General features: G+C 24.4%; 14 protein-coding genes, 1 tRNA gene and 1 pseudogene. 13 read left to right on the forward strand and 3 right to left on the reverse strand.

All coding sequences use genetic code 11. The features are described from left to right. The first annotated feature begins 79 nt into the window (after positions 1-79). On the forward strand, positions 80-1,726 hold the full coding sequence (metG, locus tag D9V68_RS00545; RefSeq protein WP_158357317.1) for a methionine--tRNA ligase: 1,647 nt from the start codon (positions 80-82) through the stop codon (positions 1,724-1,726). 69 nt (positions 1,727-1,795) lie between these two features. On the opposite strand, the gene tilS is transcribed toward metG, so the two are convergent. Then, positions 1,796-3,121, reverse strand: a complete 1,326-nt coding sequence (gene tilS, locus D9V68_RS00550; protein WP_158357319.1) for a tRNA lysidine(34) synthetase TilS — start codon at positions 3,119-3,121, stop codon at positions 1,796-1,798. A gap of 38 nt (positions 3,122-3,159) precedes the next feature. Then, a tRNA-Val gene (locus D9V68_RS00555) sits at positions 3,160-3,233 on the reverse strand. A gap of 152 nt (positions 3,234-3,385) precedes the next feature. Between D9V68_RS00555 and D9V68_RS00560 the strand changes: the two genes are divergently transcribed. From D9V68_RS00560 to tyrS, 10 genes and pseudogenes are all read left to right on the forward strand, one after another. Further along, on the forward strand, positions 3,386-3,997 hold the full coding sequence (locus tag D9V68_RS00560) for a riboflavin synthase subunit alpha (RefSeq protein ID WP_158357321.1): 612 nt from the start codon (positions 3,386-3,388) through the stop codon (positions 3,995-3,997). Positions 3,998-4,022: 25 nt separating this feature from the next. Continuing rightward, positions 4,023-4,604 carry an electron transport complex subunit RsxA gene (gene rsxA, locus D9V68_RS00565; protein ID WP_158357323.1) on the forward strand — a complete coding sequence of 194 codons (582 nt, stop codon included), beginning with the start codon at positions 4,023-4,025 and terminating at the stop codon, positions 4,602-4,604. A 2-nt stretch (positions 4,605-4,606) separates the two neighbouring features. Next, positions 4,607-5,107: an RnfABCDGE type electron transport complex subunit B gene (locus tag D9V68_RS00570; RefSeq protein ID WP_158357326.1), complete on the forward strand. Its 501-nt coding sequence runs from the start codon at positions 4,607-4,609 to the stop codon at positions 5,105-5,107. A gap of 90 nt (positions 5,108-5,197) precedes the next feature. Beyond that, positions 5,198-6,724 (forward strand): annotated as a pseudogene (gene rsxC, locus D9V68_RS00575) (electron transport complex subunit RsxC); the annotation flags it as partial. Between the two features lie 46 nt (positions 6,725-6,770). Continuing rightward, entirely contained in the window at positions 6,771-7,808 is a 1,038-nt protein-coding gene (locus D9V68_RS00580; RefSeq protein WP_158357328.1) for an RnfABCDGE type electron transport complex subunit D, read from the forward strand. Continuing rightward, positions 7,805-8,437, forward strand: coding sequence for an electron transport complex subunit RsxG (gene rsxG / locus D9V68_RS00585; protein ID WP_158357330.1), 633 nt, complete (start codon positions 7,805-7,807; stop codon positions 8,435-8,437). The genes D9V68_RS00580 and rsxG overlap by 4 nt, the downstream gene beginning before the upstream one ends. Further along, positions 8,427-9,113 (forward strand): electron transport complex subunit E, encoded by a 687-nt coding sequence (locus D9V68_RS00590; protein WP_158357332.1) that lies wholly within the window; start codon positions 8,427-8,429, stop codon positions 9,111-9,113. The genes rsxG and D9V68_RS00590 overlap by 11 nt, the downstream gene beginning before the upstream one ends. A 7-nt stretch (positions 9,114-9,120) precedes the next feature. Beyond that, a complete protein-coding gene (nth, locus tag D9V68_RS00595; protein WP_158357334.1) occupies positions 9,121-9,753 on the forward strand; it encodes an endonuclease III in 633 nt (210 codons plus the stop codon). 22 nt (positions 9,754-9,775) lie between these two features. After that, entirely contained in the window at positions 9,776-11,959 is a 2,184-nt protein-coding gene (gene priA / locus D9V68_RS00600; RefSeq protein ID WP_158357336.1) for a primosomal protein N', read from the forward strand. Between the two features lie 158 nt (positions 11,960-12,117). Next, the gene (gene tyrS / locus D9V68_RS00605) at positions 12,118-13,386 is read left to right on the forward strand and encodes a tyrosine--tRNA ligase (RefSeq protein WP_158357338.1); all 1,269 of its coding nucleotides are present in this window, start codon (positions 12,118-12,120) and stop codon (positions 13,384-13,386) included. Between the two features lies 1 nt (position 13,387). Here tyrS and D9V68_RS00610 read toward each other — a convergent pair whose 3' ends face one another. Further along, complete coding sequence (locus D9V68_RS00610) at positions 13,388-13,786, reverse strand: iron-sulfur cluster assembly accessory protein (protein ID WP_158357340.1); 399 nt, start codon at positions 13,784-13,786, stop codon at positions 13,388-13,390. A 236-nt stretch (positions 13,787-14,022) separates the two neighbouring features. Here D9V68_RS00610 and ydiK point away from each other — a divergent pair, with 236 nt between their 5' ends. Further along, on the forward strand, positions 14,023-15,105 hold the full coding sequence (gene ydiK / locus D9V68_RS00615; RefSeq protein WP_158357342.1) for an AI-2E family transporter YdiK: 1,083 nt from the start codon (positions 14,023-14,025) through the stop codon (positions 15,103-15,105). A gap of 344 nt (positions 15,106-15,449) precedes the next feature. Beyond that, positions 15,450-16,496 carry a 3-deoxy-7-phosphoheptulonate synthase gene (locus D9V68_RS00620; protein ID WP_158357344.1) on the forward strand — a complete coding sequence of 349 codons (1,047 nt, stop codon included), beginning with the start codon at positions 15,450-15,452 and terminating at the stop codon, positions 16,494-16,496. The last annotated feature ends 1 nt before the right edge of the window (position 16,497 follow it).

Here is a 16,497-nt window from a genome sequence, read left to right on the forward strand (position 1 = left end):
TATTTATTTTAATTAAGCACATCGTTCTATTCATTATATTTTACATATCACGTTCTTTATTTAAAAGAAATATAATATTATGTCTAGTAGTTCACATAGAAAAATTTTGGTCACCTGTGCTTTACCTTATGCAAATGGTTCTATTCATATAGGTCATATGCTAGAACATATTCAAGCAGATATTTGGGTTCGTTATCTTAGAATGCGTGGTCATGAAGTATGGTTTATTTCTTCTGATGATGCACATGGTACTGCTATTATGTTAAAATCTGAAGATTTAGGAATCTCTTCAAATCAATTGATTAAAAATGTTCAAAAAGAACATAAAATAGATTTTTTAAACTTTAGAATTTCGCATGATAATTATCACTCAACACATAGTTTAGAAAATTTATTTTTATTGAGAAAGATGTTTAGATCTTTAGATCAAAAAGGTCTGATTAAAGAAAAAACAATCTTTCAATTTTATGATAATACAAAAAAAATTTTTCTCCCAGATAGATTTATAAAAGGCATTTGCCCAATTTGTAAATCGGAAAATCAATATGGTGATAATTGCGAAATATGCAGTGCAACTTATGAACCTATAGATTTAATTAATCCTACATCTGTTCTTTCAGGGAGTAAACCTATTTTAAAAAACACAAAACATTTATATTTTAACTTGCCTTTTTTTAGTAAATTTTTAAAAAAATGGATACATTCTGGTATTTTAGAAGATTCAGTTATAAAAAAAACAGAAGAATGGTTTAAAAAAGGTTTGAAGTCATGGGGGATTTCTCGTGATGCACCATATTTTGGATTTAAAATTCCTCAATATCCTGAAAAATATTTCTATGTTTGGCTTGATGCTCCAATTGGTTACATTAGTGGATTTAAAAATCTTTGTTGTAAAAATAAAGAATTAAATTTTGATGAATTTTGGAATTTACAATCTAATTGCGAATTATATCATTTTATTGGTAAAGACATTATTTATTTTCATACTTTATTTTGGCCTGCAATATTAGAAGCTTGTTCTTTTAGAAAACCTAACGGTATATTTGTTCACGGTCATCTTACTATGAATGGATTAAAGCTATCGAAATCACGTGGTGCTTTAATTACAGCAAGTGATTGGATTAAGTGTTTTAATTCAGATAGTTTGCGCTATTATTACGCTAGTAAATTATCCAGTAAAATTCATGACATTGAAATTGATCTGAAAGAATTTATTTGTAAGATAAATAGTGATATTGTAAACAAATTAGTTAATTTAGCGTCTAGAAACGCTGGTTTTATTCATAAATATTTTAATGGATATTTATCCGATAAATTAGATGATAGTAAATTATATCAATATTTTATTAATTCGAGTAGTGATGTTGAAAAATTTTTAGAAAAGCGAGAATTTAGTTGTGCTGTAAAAGAATCTATGAGATTAGTAAACGTTGCTAATCAGTATATTAATGAAAAAAAACCATGGAAAATTATTATAACAAGAAAAAGTCTTGATACAATACAAAAAATTTGCACAATGGGAATTAATTTATTTAGAATTATAATGATTTTTTTAAAGCCAATATTACCTGATTTGGCAATAAAAACAGAATCTTTTTTAATTTCAAGATTAACTTGGGAAAGCATTAAAGAGCCATTATTATCTCATAAAATAAATCAATTTATACCGTTATATGAAAGGCTTCGTTTTGAATCAATTGATAAATTAATTAACTTAGTTAAATAGTAATAGATTTTTTTAAGATAAATATTTTTATATTTTTTGAAAAATTTGAATGTATTTTTAATAAATATTTTAATAAAATAAAAATGAATTATGAGAAGATAACTTTAAATCATTTTGCCATGATATTATCCAAGTATCTTTTTTATTGTCTTTTATATTAACAACGAAAACGCCTAAAGCACTAATAAAATCATTATTATAAAATAGTAGAGGAATTTGATTCCTTAACCAAGGAGGAATTTTTTTTTCTTGCCAAATTTTTTTTATTTTTCTTTTTTTGTTTCTTCCTAATATAAGAACATTCCCCTCATGTTGAAAGCGAATATTAATCAATTGATTGTTTCTAGGTGCTGGTAGAACCATACCTGCATGGTTTTGTATTAAACTCCCTAAATTATTGGGTAGTATTAGTTTCATGTTTTTTTTATGCCAGAATAAAATAGTATTTTTAAGATTAGGTTGGGTTTTTATGAAAAAAAGTGATTCCTTGTAGCGTCTTATTTCATGATCTTTTAAAGTTACTTTAGGATTCGCGTCTATTTTACTAGAAATCATTTGATGATAAATACAGTGAATGTTTTTATATGATGGCATTTTTATTTTTTTTAACGAAATCCAATATCTAATTAATGCTATACACATTTCTTTTTTAATATTTTTGAAATTTTTAATATTTAAAGAACCATCGAACTGTATAAAATCATGAATTTTTTCATAAAGAAAATTATTAATAAGTACTTTTTCTTTTTGACAAATATACGCAGTACGAAAACAGTTTTTTACGAAAGAAGGCCATCTTTTTTCGAAAATAGGAATAATTTCGTGTCTTATAAAATTACGATCATAATTAATATTTAAATTACTAAAATCTTCAATCCATTTTAAATTATTATGATATGCATATAATTCTAATTCTTTTTTTGTTTTTTTTAAAAAAGGACGAACTATTTTTTTATTACCAAATTTAGTTTCAAAAGACATACTGGACAGTCCATTAGGACCACTTCCTCTCTTTAAAGATAAAATAAGGGTTTCACATTGATCGTTCATATGATGCCCGGTAAGTAGTATTTCATCTACAAGCAAATGATTGTAAATAATATTATATCGTTTGATTCTTAATTTTTCTTCGATGTTATTTGTATTTTTATCAAGATGAATGTTTTCAATAATTAACGATATATTATATATATTACAAAATTTTTCACAATGCTCTGTCCATTTTTTTGAATCTAAAGCAAGATTATGATTAATATGAATGGCACGTATTTTGATATAAGGTATTTTTTTTTTTATTTTGAGGAGTTGATAAAGCAGTACTGTAGAATCTAATCCGCCGCTATAAGCTATTAAAAATGATTTATTTTTATATTGACTAATAGTTTTTTGTAGCAAATATAAATTACCTATTCTAAAAGTTATATGTTTTTTGATACGTCCGAGTGGACTTGAACCACCAACTTCTACCATGTCATGGTAGCGCTCTAACCAATTGAGCTACGAACGTAAATATAAAAAATATTATTTATCTTTATTCTTTATAATTTAAATTATATATTATTATTGAGGTAAGATACAAATATTTTTATTCTAAAAGACGATAAATTTATGTAAAATATTTTTAAATAAATACAATTATACTTTTTTTAAGGAAAAATTATGTTTACAGGTATTGTAAATGGAATTGCTACTGTTGTTTCTATAGAAAAGAAAAAAAAAATTAATAGTTATACGGTGAAACTCCCTTCTATTTTATCTAAAACTTTAACATTGGGTTCTTCAGTAGCACACAACGGGTGTTGTTTAACTGTAAAAATGATTGAAAAGTCTTATATAACATGTGATGTTGTAGAAGAAACTTTAAAAAATACTAATTTAAGTATATTGAAAGTTGGAGATAACATCAACGTTGAACGATCAGCAAAATATGGAGATGAAATTGGTGGTCATATAATATCTGGTCATGTTATGAATACAGTAGAGATTTCTCGAATATTACAATCAGATAATAATTATACTATCTGGTTAAAAGTGAGGAATTCATTTTTAATGAAATATATTTTTTATAAAGGTTTTATTTGTCTTGATGGAATTAGTCTTACTATCGGAGATATCATTAATAATGAATTTTGTGTACATTTGATACCCCAAACTTTATTAACTACTACAATAAGAAATAAAAAAAAAGGTAGTATAATAAATATGGAAATTGATTTTTGTACTCAAACCATTGTAGATACAACAGAACGATTAATTAACAAAAATTGTTAAATATATTTAGTTTTTGGAACTATTAATGAAACATTATATTTTATTTTTTATTTTTAATATATTAATCGAAAATTTCATTTTAGTACAATTTCTTGGTCTGTGTCCCTTTTTAGGAGCATCTAGTAAAATAGAAAATGCTATTGGAATGAGTTTTGCAACTACTTTTGTTATTCTTACATCATCAGTATTATTATGGTGTATTAATTTTTTTATTTTATTACCTCTTGACTTGGTATACTTAAGAGTCATAGTGTATATGTTAATTATTTCAGTGAGTGTTCAATTTTTAGAAACAATATTACGTAATACTAGTCCTGTTTTATATCGTTTACTTGGAATTTTTCTTCCTTTAATTACAACTAATTGTGCAGTATTGGCAATTCCATTGTTTAGTTTATATTTTAATCATACATTTATAGAGTGTATATTATATGCGATAAGTTCATCATTTGGATTTACTTTAGTCATGATTGTTTTTTCTTGTATTCGTGAGCGTATATTGTTATCTGATATTCCCGTACCATTTCAAGGTGCACCAATTGTTTTAATTACTGTAAGTTTAATGTCTATTATATTTATGGGTTTTAAAGGTTTAATAAAAATTTAATTATGTTAATAATTTTTATTTTTGGTTTTTTATCTTTTTTATTGGGAATAATACTAGGTTTTGCAACTTATAAAGTTCAATCAAAAAAAGATCCAGTTATAGAAATCATAAATGAATTGTTACCTCAAAGTCAGTGTGCTCAATGTGGATATCCCGGATGTTATCCTTATGCAGAGGCAATAGTTCAAAGTGCTGAGAAATTTGATAAATGTATTCCTGGAGGTATCGATCTTATACTAGAAATTTCTAATGTATTAAGCGTGGATGTTTCTGAGGAAAATTTAATAATTAAAAATAAAAAAAAGAAACACACTACTGTGTTAATTGATGAAAAAAACTGTGTTGGATGTGCGAAATGTGCTATTTTTTGTCCAGTAGATGCAATAATTGGTGCTCCTAATTTTATACATACAGTTTTGCAGGAATTTTGTACTGGTTGTGATATTTGTATTGCTCATTGTCCAACTAATTGTATTAAAGTAAAAAAAGAGACTTATAAATAAAATGAAAAAATTTTTTAAAGAGTTTTTTTCTATAAAATCTTTAATATATACTATATTAAATATTTTTAATATAAAAAAAAATACGATTTTAAGGGCGGTTTAAAATGTTTTACTACAAAAAATAAATCTAGTGATTTACTATTAAAATCTTCACCTCTTCCTAAAAAATTTTTTATTTTTATAACTAGTGATATTTATAAAAAAAAATTACGTGTAAAAATACACGATAAAGTATTACGCGGACAGCCTTTAATTTTTGGTAGTGATATTAATATTCCCGTTCACGCACCTACTTCTGGTTGGATAGAAGACATTTCTTTTGATTTACATCCGATCAATAAACACAAAACAAACATAAAAATTATAATTTCACCTGATTATTTAGATCAATGGATCAAATTAAAACCAATTCAAAATTACAAAGATTATTCTTCTGAAAAACTTATTAAAATAATTCATCAAGCAGGTATTGTCGGACTAGGAGGGGGTGAATTTTCATCAGCAAAAAAATTAATATTAAGTATTCATAAAATCAATACTTTAATTGTAAATGCAGTAGAAAGTGAACCCGATATAACATCAGATGATTGTTTAATAAATAATTATATGCATGAAATTTTGACGGGATGTAAAATCATTTCTTGGATATCTAAAATTAACATAGTTTTAATCGCTATTCAGGAAGATAGAATACAAACTATTTCAAAAATTTATAGTTTAATTAAAAATAATTCATTATTCAAAATTTGTATTCTTAAAAAAAAATATCCTGGAGGTAGTAGTAAAGTACTTATTAAATCTTTGACAGGAAAAGAAATTCCTTATGGTAAACATTCTATAGATATAGGATATCTCGTTTTTAATGTTGCTACAATATATGCTATTAAAAGAGCAATTATCAATGGAGAACCACTCACTCAGCGTATTGTTAGTTGTTTGGGTGATAAGAATTTATTATCTGGTAATTTTTGGATTAGGATTGGGACTCCAATAAAATATTTTGTAAGCGATAAAACGCCAGAGAAATTTTCTAATATATCTATACGTTTAGGAGGTTTATTTATGGGAAAAAAAATTTATAATTTAAATTATTCTGTATTAAAAAAAACTAATTGCATTTCAATCAAATCTAAAAAAGAAAAAGATCAAAATATTATTGAATATACTTGTATTCGATGTAGTTTTTGTTCTCATGTTTGTCCAATTGATTTATTACCTCAACAACTTTATTGGTACAGTAAAAATCATAATCACACACAAACAAAAAAACATCATATGCTAGACTGTATTGAATGTAAGGCATGTGAAAAAGTATGTCCAAGCAATATACCATTAGTAAGATATTTTAAAAAAGAAAAACAGATTTTAAAGAATATAAATTTAGAAAATGATCGTAAAAAATTATTTTTTATGCGCTTTCAAATAAAACAAAAAAGATTATTAAATGAAAAAAATGCAATTAATAACTATGATATTAATAACAAAAAGTTGTCTATAGTAAGTGGTAAAGATTTAAATATTTTTCAAAAAAAAGACATATTAATAAATAATACAGAAAAAAATATAAGAAAAAAAATTCTTCAAGAAGCAATAAACCGCATAAAAGCTAAAAAATAAATTATTTTAACAAAATATTTCACATTGACGAAAAAAGTAATAAAAAATGAATATTCCTCTGATGTATCATAATTATAGTGTTAGAAAAATAATGTTTTTAGTTATTATTGCTTGTATTCCAGGAATTTTTACTAAATGTTATTTTTTTGGTAGTGGTACCTTAATACAAATTTTATTATTTATAATAATATCTTTAATATTAGAAACTATTATTTTAAAAATTAGACGTAAAAAAATTAAAATTAATTTGCAAGACAATTCATCAGTACTAACTTCAGTTTTATTGGGAGTTAGTGTACCTTCATCATTGCCGTGGTGGATAATAATTATTGCCGTTTTTTTTTCTATTATTGTTGCCAAACATTTATACGGTGGAATTGGTCAAAATATATTTAATCCGGCGATGGTTGGCTATGCAGTATTGCTTGTATCTTTTCCAATTCAGATGAATTATTGGCATGAAAGAGATTTTTCTTTGTCTTTTTTAAATGATGTTAAAAAATCTATACATATTATTTTTTCTAAAAATTATATGTATAAGAATGATTTAAATTCTTGTCCCGATGCTTTTACAGAAGCGACTCCATTAAATAATTTTAAGATTAAATCGCATTTTAAGAATAATGATATAGTATCAAGAGATAATGTCTTTACAAACAAAGAAATTAACCTTCAATCTAGTTGGATATATATAAATATAAGTTTTTTTTTAGGTGGTTTGTTGTTATTTTTGAAAAAAATAATTTGTTGGCGTATTCCAATAAGTTTTTTAATTTCTTTAGGATTTTTTTCAACTATAACTTATTTTTATTCACAAGAATTATTCATGTCTCCATTAATTCATTTGTTTTCTGGAGGAACTATGATATGTGCTTTCTTTATTGCTACAGATCCGGTAACTACTTCTTGTACTAATATAGGTAAAATAATTTTTGGTATTATAATCGGTTTTTTAGTTTGGATTATTCGTAATTATACTGATTATCCTGATTCTATTGCTTTTTCTGTTTTATTTGCAAATATGACTGTTCCATTAATAGATTATTATATAAAAACATCTGGATATGGTCATAATAATACATGAAAAAATATCACGAAATCTTTAAAAATGCTTTTTTAATCAGTTTTTTTTATACTATATCTATAACAAGCATAGTATATATAAATAATATAACAAAAAATCAAATTGTTTTTCAAAAAGAAAAAGAAAAAAAAATTTTATTAGAACAAGTGATTCCTTCTAAAATATATAATACTTTTAAAAAAGAGTTATATATTATAAAAAATAAATATTTAGGAGATTATAAAACGCATAATTTATGGGTATTATTTAAAAATAAAAAAGCCAAAGCGGCAATTGTTGAAACTATAGCTCCTGATGGCTATTCTGGATCTATTAATATGTTAGTAGCAGCATATTTTAATGGAAAAATTATTGGAGTAAGAGTTTTATCTCATAAAGAAACTCCAGGAATTGGAGATAAAATTGAATTATCTGTCTCTAATTGGATTACTAAATTTTCTAATATGAGTGTATCTTCTCTAGAAGATAAACATTTTGCACTAAAAAAATATGGAGGGGAAATTGAACAGTTTACTGGGGCGACAATAACACCACAATCAGTAACAAATGCTATTAAAAAAACAGTAGTTTTTATTAAAACTATACCTTCAATTTTAAATCTACTAAATAAGGATGTTTGTGAATATTAAAGATTTTTTAAAGATTAGATTATGGAAAAAGAATTCTTCTTTAGTACAATTGCTAGGATTATGTCCAGTTTTAGCAATGACAACGAATGCAATTAATGCAATAGGTTTAGGAATTACAACTACTTTAGTATTAACTATTACAAATACTATTATTTCTATTTTAAAAAAATTTATACCTAAATATGTTAGAATCCCAATTTACATGATAATAATTTCTTCTATTGTTACATCGATAGAAATATTAATGCATGCTTATCAATTTCATTTATATCAATCATTGGGTATTTTTATTCCATTAATAGTAACTAATTGTATTATTTTAGGACGTGCAGATCTTATTGCTTATAAGAGTTCTATAAAAGTCTCTTTTTTTGATGGTATTTTTATAGGTTTAGGTTCAACTTTTTCTATGTTTATCATAGGTTCTATAAGAGAAATATTAGGCAATGGAACTCTTTTTTTTGGTGCAAATAAAATTATATCTTCTATAGATAGTTCTTTTTTTATTCAGCTATTAGACAAAGATTCTACTATAATTCTAGCCATTCTTCCGCCAGGTGGTTTTTTTGTATTAGGCTGTATAATTGCGGTTAAAAACTTTATAGATTTATATTATAATAAGAAAATTCTTTTAAAAAATACAAAATGTTCTTGCCTTAATACAATAAAAAAATAATTCTCATATGAATAAAGAAAAACGTTACAAAATTTTATCACTTTTTGATAGTAAAAATCCTAATCCTAATACAGAATTAGTTTTTTCTTCTAATTTTGAATTTCTATTATGTGTTATACTTTCAGCTAAATCTACTGATGTAATCGTTAATAAAACTACTAAAATATTATTTAAAATAGCAAATACTCCAGAAAGTATTTTATTATTAGGATTAGAACGTCTTAAAAATTATATTAAACATATTGGTTTATATAATACTAAAGCATTGAATATTATTCGTACATCTTTTTTGATACTAAATAAGTATCAAGGAAATATTCCAAATAATCGTTTTGAATTAGAGTCTTTGCCGGGTGTGGGAAGAAAAACATCTAATGTTATTCTGAATGTATTATTTAAAAAAAAAACTATTGCTGTAGACACGCATGTGTTTAGGGTTTCTAACCGTACTAATTTCGCCAAAGGAATAAATACAGAAGAAGTTGAAAAAAAACTAATTAAAGTAGTTCCAAATATTTTTAAATTGAAAATTCATTCTTGGTTTGTTTTGCATGGTCGATATGTTTGTACTGCGCGTACATTGAAATGCAATATATGTTTCATATATTCATTATGTGAATTCGATAAAAAAGTTTTTTAATATATTTTATATGGACATATAAGTGATTATTGTAAAAGTAATTTTACCTTTACCTATTAGGAAATATTTTAAATATTTTATGTCTGATCTAATGTATCCAATTGTTGGAGGACGAATAGTAGTTCCTTTTCATTCGAAAGACATAATAGGTATAGTTGTTTCATTTTATAAAGCAACTAATGTAAGTCAATTAAATTTTAAATATGTTAAATCATTAATTGATACTAAATCAATTTACACTGATGTTGTTTTAGAGCTTTTAATGTGGATTGGTAAAAATTACCAATATCCCATTGGAAATTTGTTTTTTTCTGTTTTACCTAAGCTATTATGTAATGGTTATGTTATAAAAAATAAAGATGTTTATCGATGGAGTATAACTAAAAAAGGTCAAGAATTAGATTCTGACCAGTTAAAAAAAAGAAAAAAACAATTATATACATTATTACTTTTAAAAAAAAATAGTGTGTTAAGTACTGAACTAAAAAAATATAATTTATCTAAATGTATTTTAAAAAAATTGGAAATACAGAAATTATGTACAATAGATGTTAATTGTCAATCTTTTATGAAAAATAAATATATTAGTAATACTAAAAAAAATTTTTTTTTAAATAAAAAAATATTAATTAATATTAATAATATTTTAATCAAAAAATCTTTTTCATCTTGGTTGTTAACTAAAATCAATTTATATATAAAAGTTAAATTTTATTTAGGTTTAATTAAAGAAATTTTATATAAAGATGTACAAATTTTAATTCTAGTTCCTCATGTTAAATATATCAATATGATTTTGATTTTTTTAGAAAAAAATTTCAATATTTCTATTGATATAATGCATTCACAATTAACTAATACTAAATATTTAAAGAATTGGATTAGAACAAAAAATGGTGAAAATTCTATTGTAATTGGAACAAAAAATAGTATTTTTTTGCCTTTTTTAAAACTAGGAATGATTATTCTTCTGGAAGAACACAACTTAAATTATAAAAATATCAATCAATACAGATATAATGCTAGAGATATAGCCATACTGAGAGCATATAAAGAAAACATACCTATAATTTTAGACTCAGAAACTCCTTCGCTAAAAACATTGCATAATATTTTATCTAAAAAATGTTTATATATCAAACTAAATAAAGATAATTATATTGATAAATTAAATAGTAGTATTATTGATTTAAAAAAAGAAAAAATAAGATATGGTTTATCTTTGACTTTAATAAATGAAATTTATAACAATTTTAAAAAAAAGCAAGTATTATTGATTTTTAATACATTTAGTTTGTTTTTTTTTGTATTAAGTTGTCACTCATGTGGTTGGATATTTAAATGTACTAATTGTCATGATTATTTTGAATTCAATGAATATTATCATGTGTTATTATGTAAGTTTTGTTTAATAAAAATAAAAAAACCAAAATTTTGCTATCGTTGTGGTTGTGTGTCTTTGATTGTATGTAATATTGGTATAGAGAATATTAAAAATAATATACAAAATATTTTTCCAAAAATACCAGTATTTTTTTTATTACATAAAAAAAATTTTGGAAAAAACTTATTTAATAAAAAATTTTTTGAATTTTCTACTTCAGATTCTTGTATTATTATTACTACAGAAAAAATTGTTCAAAACTATTTTTTTCCACACGTAAAATTAATTAGTTTAATTTGCGTCGATAATCATTTTCTTTCTTTTCAATTTCGTAATATAGAATATTTCGCACAATTTTATATTAATTTAGCTCAATTAACTAATAATGGAAAAAAATTAGTAAAAATATTAATACAAACTTCGTTTTCTCATAATTCTCATTTAAAAGAATTATGCGAAAATGGATATCTTTCTTTAGCGAATAAAATACTAGAAATCCGAAAAAATTTTTTATTACCTCCTTGGAGTTTTCAAAGTATGATTTATGCGGAAAGTTTACATAGTGAAAATAATGTTATTTTCTTGAATTTAATGCGTAAATTATTGAAAATTAAATCTAAGAAACATAATTGTTTTTTATGGTTAGTAGGTCCTAATCGCGTTTTTTCATTACGATATAAGAAAAAATGTTTTCATAAATTATTAATTCAGTGTTCTTCACGTATAGTCTTAAATAATGTATTAAATGAATCTATTCATATAATAAACTTATTTTCTATTTCAAAAAAAATAAAATGGTTTGTAGATATTGATCCCAATTAAAATTCAAAAAAAATACATAGTTGAAAGAATTAAATATTTTGATATTTTACTCGTTGAAGTTCTACTGAAATTAGCATAAAATAATTTTAAATAAAATTTAAAAATTAGAAAAATATTTTTTTTTATTTAAAAAATTAATATTTAAAATGAGGCCATTAATGAGTGAATTTAATTTAATTCAAACATTGCGCAATAGAGGTTTGATATCTTATATTACAAACGAAGATAATTTAAATAAACTTATTGAAAGCAACTCAATTTCTCTTTATTGTGGATTTGATCCTACAGATGAAAGTTTACATATAGGTCATCTTTTACCTTTGATAATCTTAAAAAGATTTCAAATGGCAGGTCATAAACCTATAATTTTAATAGGAGGAGCTACGAGTTTGATTGGAGATCCTAGTTTTAAAAAAGAAGAACGTTTTTTAAATACCATTGATAATATTAATCAATGGACAGAAAAAATTAGCAAACAAATTTCCCATTTTTTGGATTTTACTTGTATTAAGAATAGTGCATTATTATTAAATAATAATATATGGTTTGATAAAATCAATATTTTATCATTCCTAAGAGATGTTGGAAAATATTTTTCAATTAACAAAATGATTAATCGAGCAGCAATTAAAAAACGTATTATTAGACCAGATCGAGGGATTTCATTTACAGAATTTTCCTATAATTTATTACAAGCATATGATTTTTTTATTTTAAATCAAGAGTATCAAGTCAATCTTCAAATTGGAGGGGCGGATCAATGGGGTAATATTGCTTCGGGAATGCATTTGATAAATAAAAAATCTAAAAAAGAAGTATATGGTTTAACAGTACCCCTTCTTATTCAGTCAAATGGAATGAAATTTGGTAAAACTGAATCGGGAACTATTTGGTTAGATGCGAATAAAACTAGTCCTTATAAATTCTATCAGTTTTGGATGAATATAGAAGATTCCAATGTTTATGATTTTTTAAAAATGTTTACTTTTATAAAAGTATCAGAAATTAACATAAGAGAACAAAAGAAATTTACTAACAATCAAATTGTACACGATAAAAGTGTTCTTGCAAAACATATTACTCTTTTGGTGCACGGAAAGAAACAATTATTAGCAGCGGAAAGAATTACAGAATTTCTTTTTTCTAAAAAGATTATTGATATTCAAGAATCTGATTTACAACAATTAAGACAAGATGGTATACCTTCCATTCAAGTAAATAATATAAAAGATTTACAAGAAGCATTAGTACTATCTTCATTAGCAAAATCTCGAACTCAAGCTAAAAATATGATAATGTCAAATTCTATATCTATTAATACTCAAAGAATAAGCAAAAATCATATTTTTAATAATCACGATAAATTATTTGGAAAATTTACTCTATTATCTAGAGGGAAAAAACACCATTTTTTATTATGTTGGTAATTTAATTTGAATTAATTGAAAAACTTTCGCCACAACCGCAAAAATTTTCTAATTTAGAATTGTAAAATTTAAAAACTTGATTAATATTATCTTTTACAAAATCTATTCTTACTCCTTCTAAAAACGGTATTTCTTTAGAAGAAATATATATAAGAATATTTTTATAAAAAAATACTATTTCCTTTTCATCGTTTGCTTGTGTTAATTCTGAAGTTTTTACTAACTTCATAGTATAACGAAAACCTGCACATCCTGATTTTTTTATTCCTAATCTTATTCCTTTATTATCAGAATTTAAATTAATTAAAAAAGAAATTTGTTTTAGAGCATCTTGACTTATTAAAACACCTTTCCATTGATTTTTTTTAGGGGCATAAGTATTGATTTTATCTGTATTCATAGTATTCTCTTGGTTTTAATGTTTTATAGAAATAAAAAGTAATTTTATTTAAAATATAGTGTTATTTTAATGAATTATTTATGTTTTTAATAATATTATTTTTTATTAATTATTTTATAAATTTTAATGTTATAATTAATTTATATTTCTAAAAGAAATAAAATTTTTTATAAAACTAGATTAATTCTTTACAAGAAATTATTTACAATATAAAAATATTGAGGTGAAACAATCATATGCAAAATCCAAAGGAAGAAATGGATTTATCGCAGTTTATTTTATCACTGATATTTATTATTTCTATGGGTGTGATGAGTTTTTTAATCATCCATCCATTTATATTAGGATTTTCTTGGGCTAGTATGATTGTTATTGCTACTTGGCCCCTTATGTTGAAGATACAAAAATTTTTAGGGGGTAAGCGTTCTCTTGCAGTAATAATAATGATAATAATTTTGTTATTGTTATTTATTATCCCAGTATTTTTTTTAGTAAACAGTTTGATAGCAACAAGTATACCTCTTATTCATTGGTTTAGCTCTAATACTCTAGAATTTCCAGAATTAGCATGGCTTCAAGATATTCCTCTTATTGGAAAAAAAATATTTATTAGCTATCAAGAGCTACTAGAAGGCGATGGAGGAGAATTAATTCGCGAAGTAAGACCCTACATGGGACGTACGACTGAATTTTTTATCATTCAAACTAAAAATTGTGGACTTTTTTTTATTCATTTAATACTAATGTTACTATTTAGTACTTTACTTTATTGGAACGGTGAGAAGATTAGTAGTTCTATTCGTTACTTTGCTTTTCGACTTAGTAAAAAAAATGGAGAAGCCATTGTTTTGTTGGCAGTTCAAGCTATTAGAGCTGTCGCTTTAGGCGTAGCTGTAACAGCATTAATTCAAGCTGCTTTGTCTGGTATAGGATTGTTAATTTCTGGTGTTCCTTATTGGGCATTATTAATGATAATAATTTTTTTTTCTTGCCTAATACAATTAGGACCATTACCTATTTTAATTCCATCAATTATATGGCTTTATTGGAATAATAATGCTACTTGGGGTACAATATTATTAATATGGAGTACTCTTGTCTTTATACTTGATCATATACTGAGACCATTTTTTATACGTATAGGAGCAGATTTACCTATTTTGTTGATTTTATCTGGAGTTATTGGTGGTTTATTAGTTTTTGGAATAATTGGTTTGTTTGTTGGTCCAGTGGTATTAATAATATTTTATCGTTTAATAATATCATGGATGTACGGCATTTCTATTGGATCTTTTTTAAAAAATACGCCATTAAAATAACAGTTTAATTATTACTAATATAATAGATAAAATAAATAGTTTTAATAAAATATAATTTAAAATTATGATAATATATAAAAAATTAGTTATATCAAAAAAAGACTAAACAATTATTGTATTATATAAAAATATTTTTTAAAACTTGAACTTCATCTTATTTCCTGTGTGAAACTTCTGTTATATTATTTAACGTATACTAATAAAAATTATTCTCCCTAATATTACATTTTTTTATAAAGTATTTTAAAAAACTATTAGAGATAAGATTATGACTGGCTAGTTTTTCGTGATTGTTATCACATCTTGCTATTCTTTCCAGAATAAAAATTCATTTAGAGAACAAAATGAAAAAAACAGATGAACTACGTACAATACGAATTGATCCATTAATAACTCCATCTGAATTGGCACAGAAATATGCTATTACTTCAGATATTATGGACACTGTTATTACAACAAGACAAAATATTGCTCGTATTATGACCGGAGAAGATTTGCGATTACTTGTCGTAATAGGTCCATGTTCAGTTCATGATCCTATTGCTGCAGTAGAATATGCACAGAGATTGTATGAATTAAGAGTAAAGTATAAAGATCGTCTTGAAATTATCATGCGTACATATTTTGAAAAACCAAGAACAGTAGTAGGATGGAAAGGATTAATTTCAGATCCAGATTTAGATGGTAGTTTTCGAGTGAATCATGGATTAGCTCTAGCTCGCAAATTATTATTAGATATAAATGCATTGGGAATGCCTGCTGCAACAGAATTTCTAGATATAGTTATAGGGCAATTTATTGCAGATTTAATTAGTTGGGGTGCTATTGGAGCCAGAACAACTGAAAGTCAAATTCACAGAGAAATGGCTTCTGCTCTTTCTTGTCCAGTAGGTTTTAAAAATGGTACTGATGGAAATATAAGAATCGCCATTGATGCCATTCGTGCTGCAAAAGTACGACATTTGTTTTTCGCTCCTAATAAAAATGGACAAATGACAATTAACCATACTAGCGGTAATCCATATGGTCATATAATTATGAGAGGTGGTCGTGCTCCTAATTATCATGCTGATGATATTAATTTAGCGGTCAAATATTTACGTGAATTTAATTTATTAGAATATTTAATGATAGATTTTAGTCATGGTAATTGTTTAAAAGAACATCTTCGTCAAAAAAATGTTTCTAAATCAGTTTCAAATCAAATTGCTAATGGTTCTAAAGCTATTTTTGGTGTTATGATTGAAAGCTTTTTAGAAGAAGGTTTCCAGAAAGTAGTGAACAATCAATCATTAATATATGGAAAATCAATTACTGATGCGTGTTTAAATTGGAAAGATAGTACTTTAATTATAAAACAATTAGCAGATGCCGTAGATAGTCGTTTTTAAC

The sequence above is a fragment of the Buchnera aphidicola (Hyperomyzus lactucae) genome (genome assembly GCF_005081705.1).
GTDB classification, from domain to species: domain Bacteria; phylum Pseudomonadota; class Gammaproteobacteria; order Enterobacterales; family Enterobacteriaceae; genus Buchnera; species Buchnera aphidicola_Y.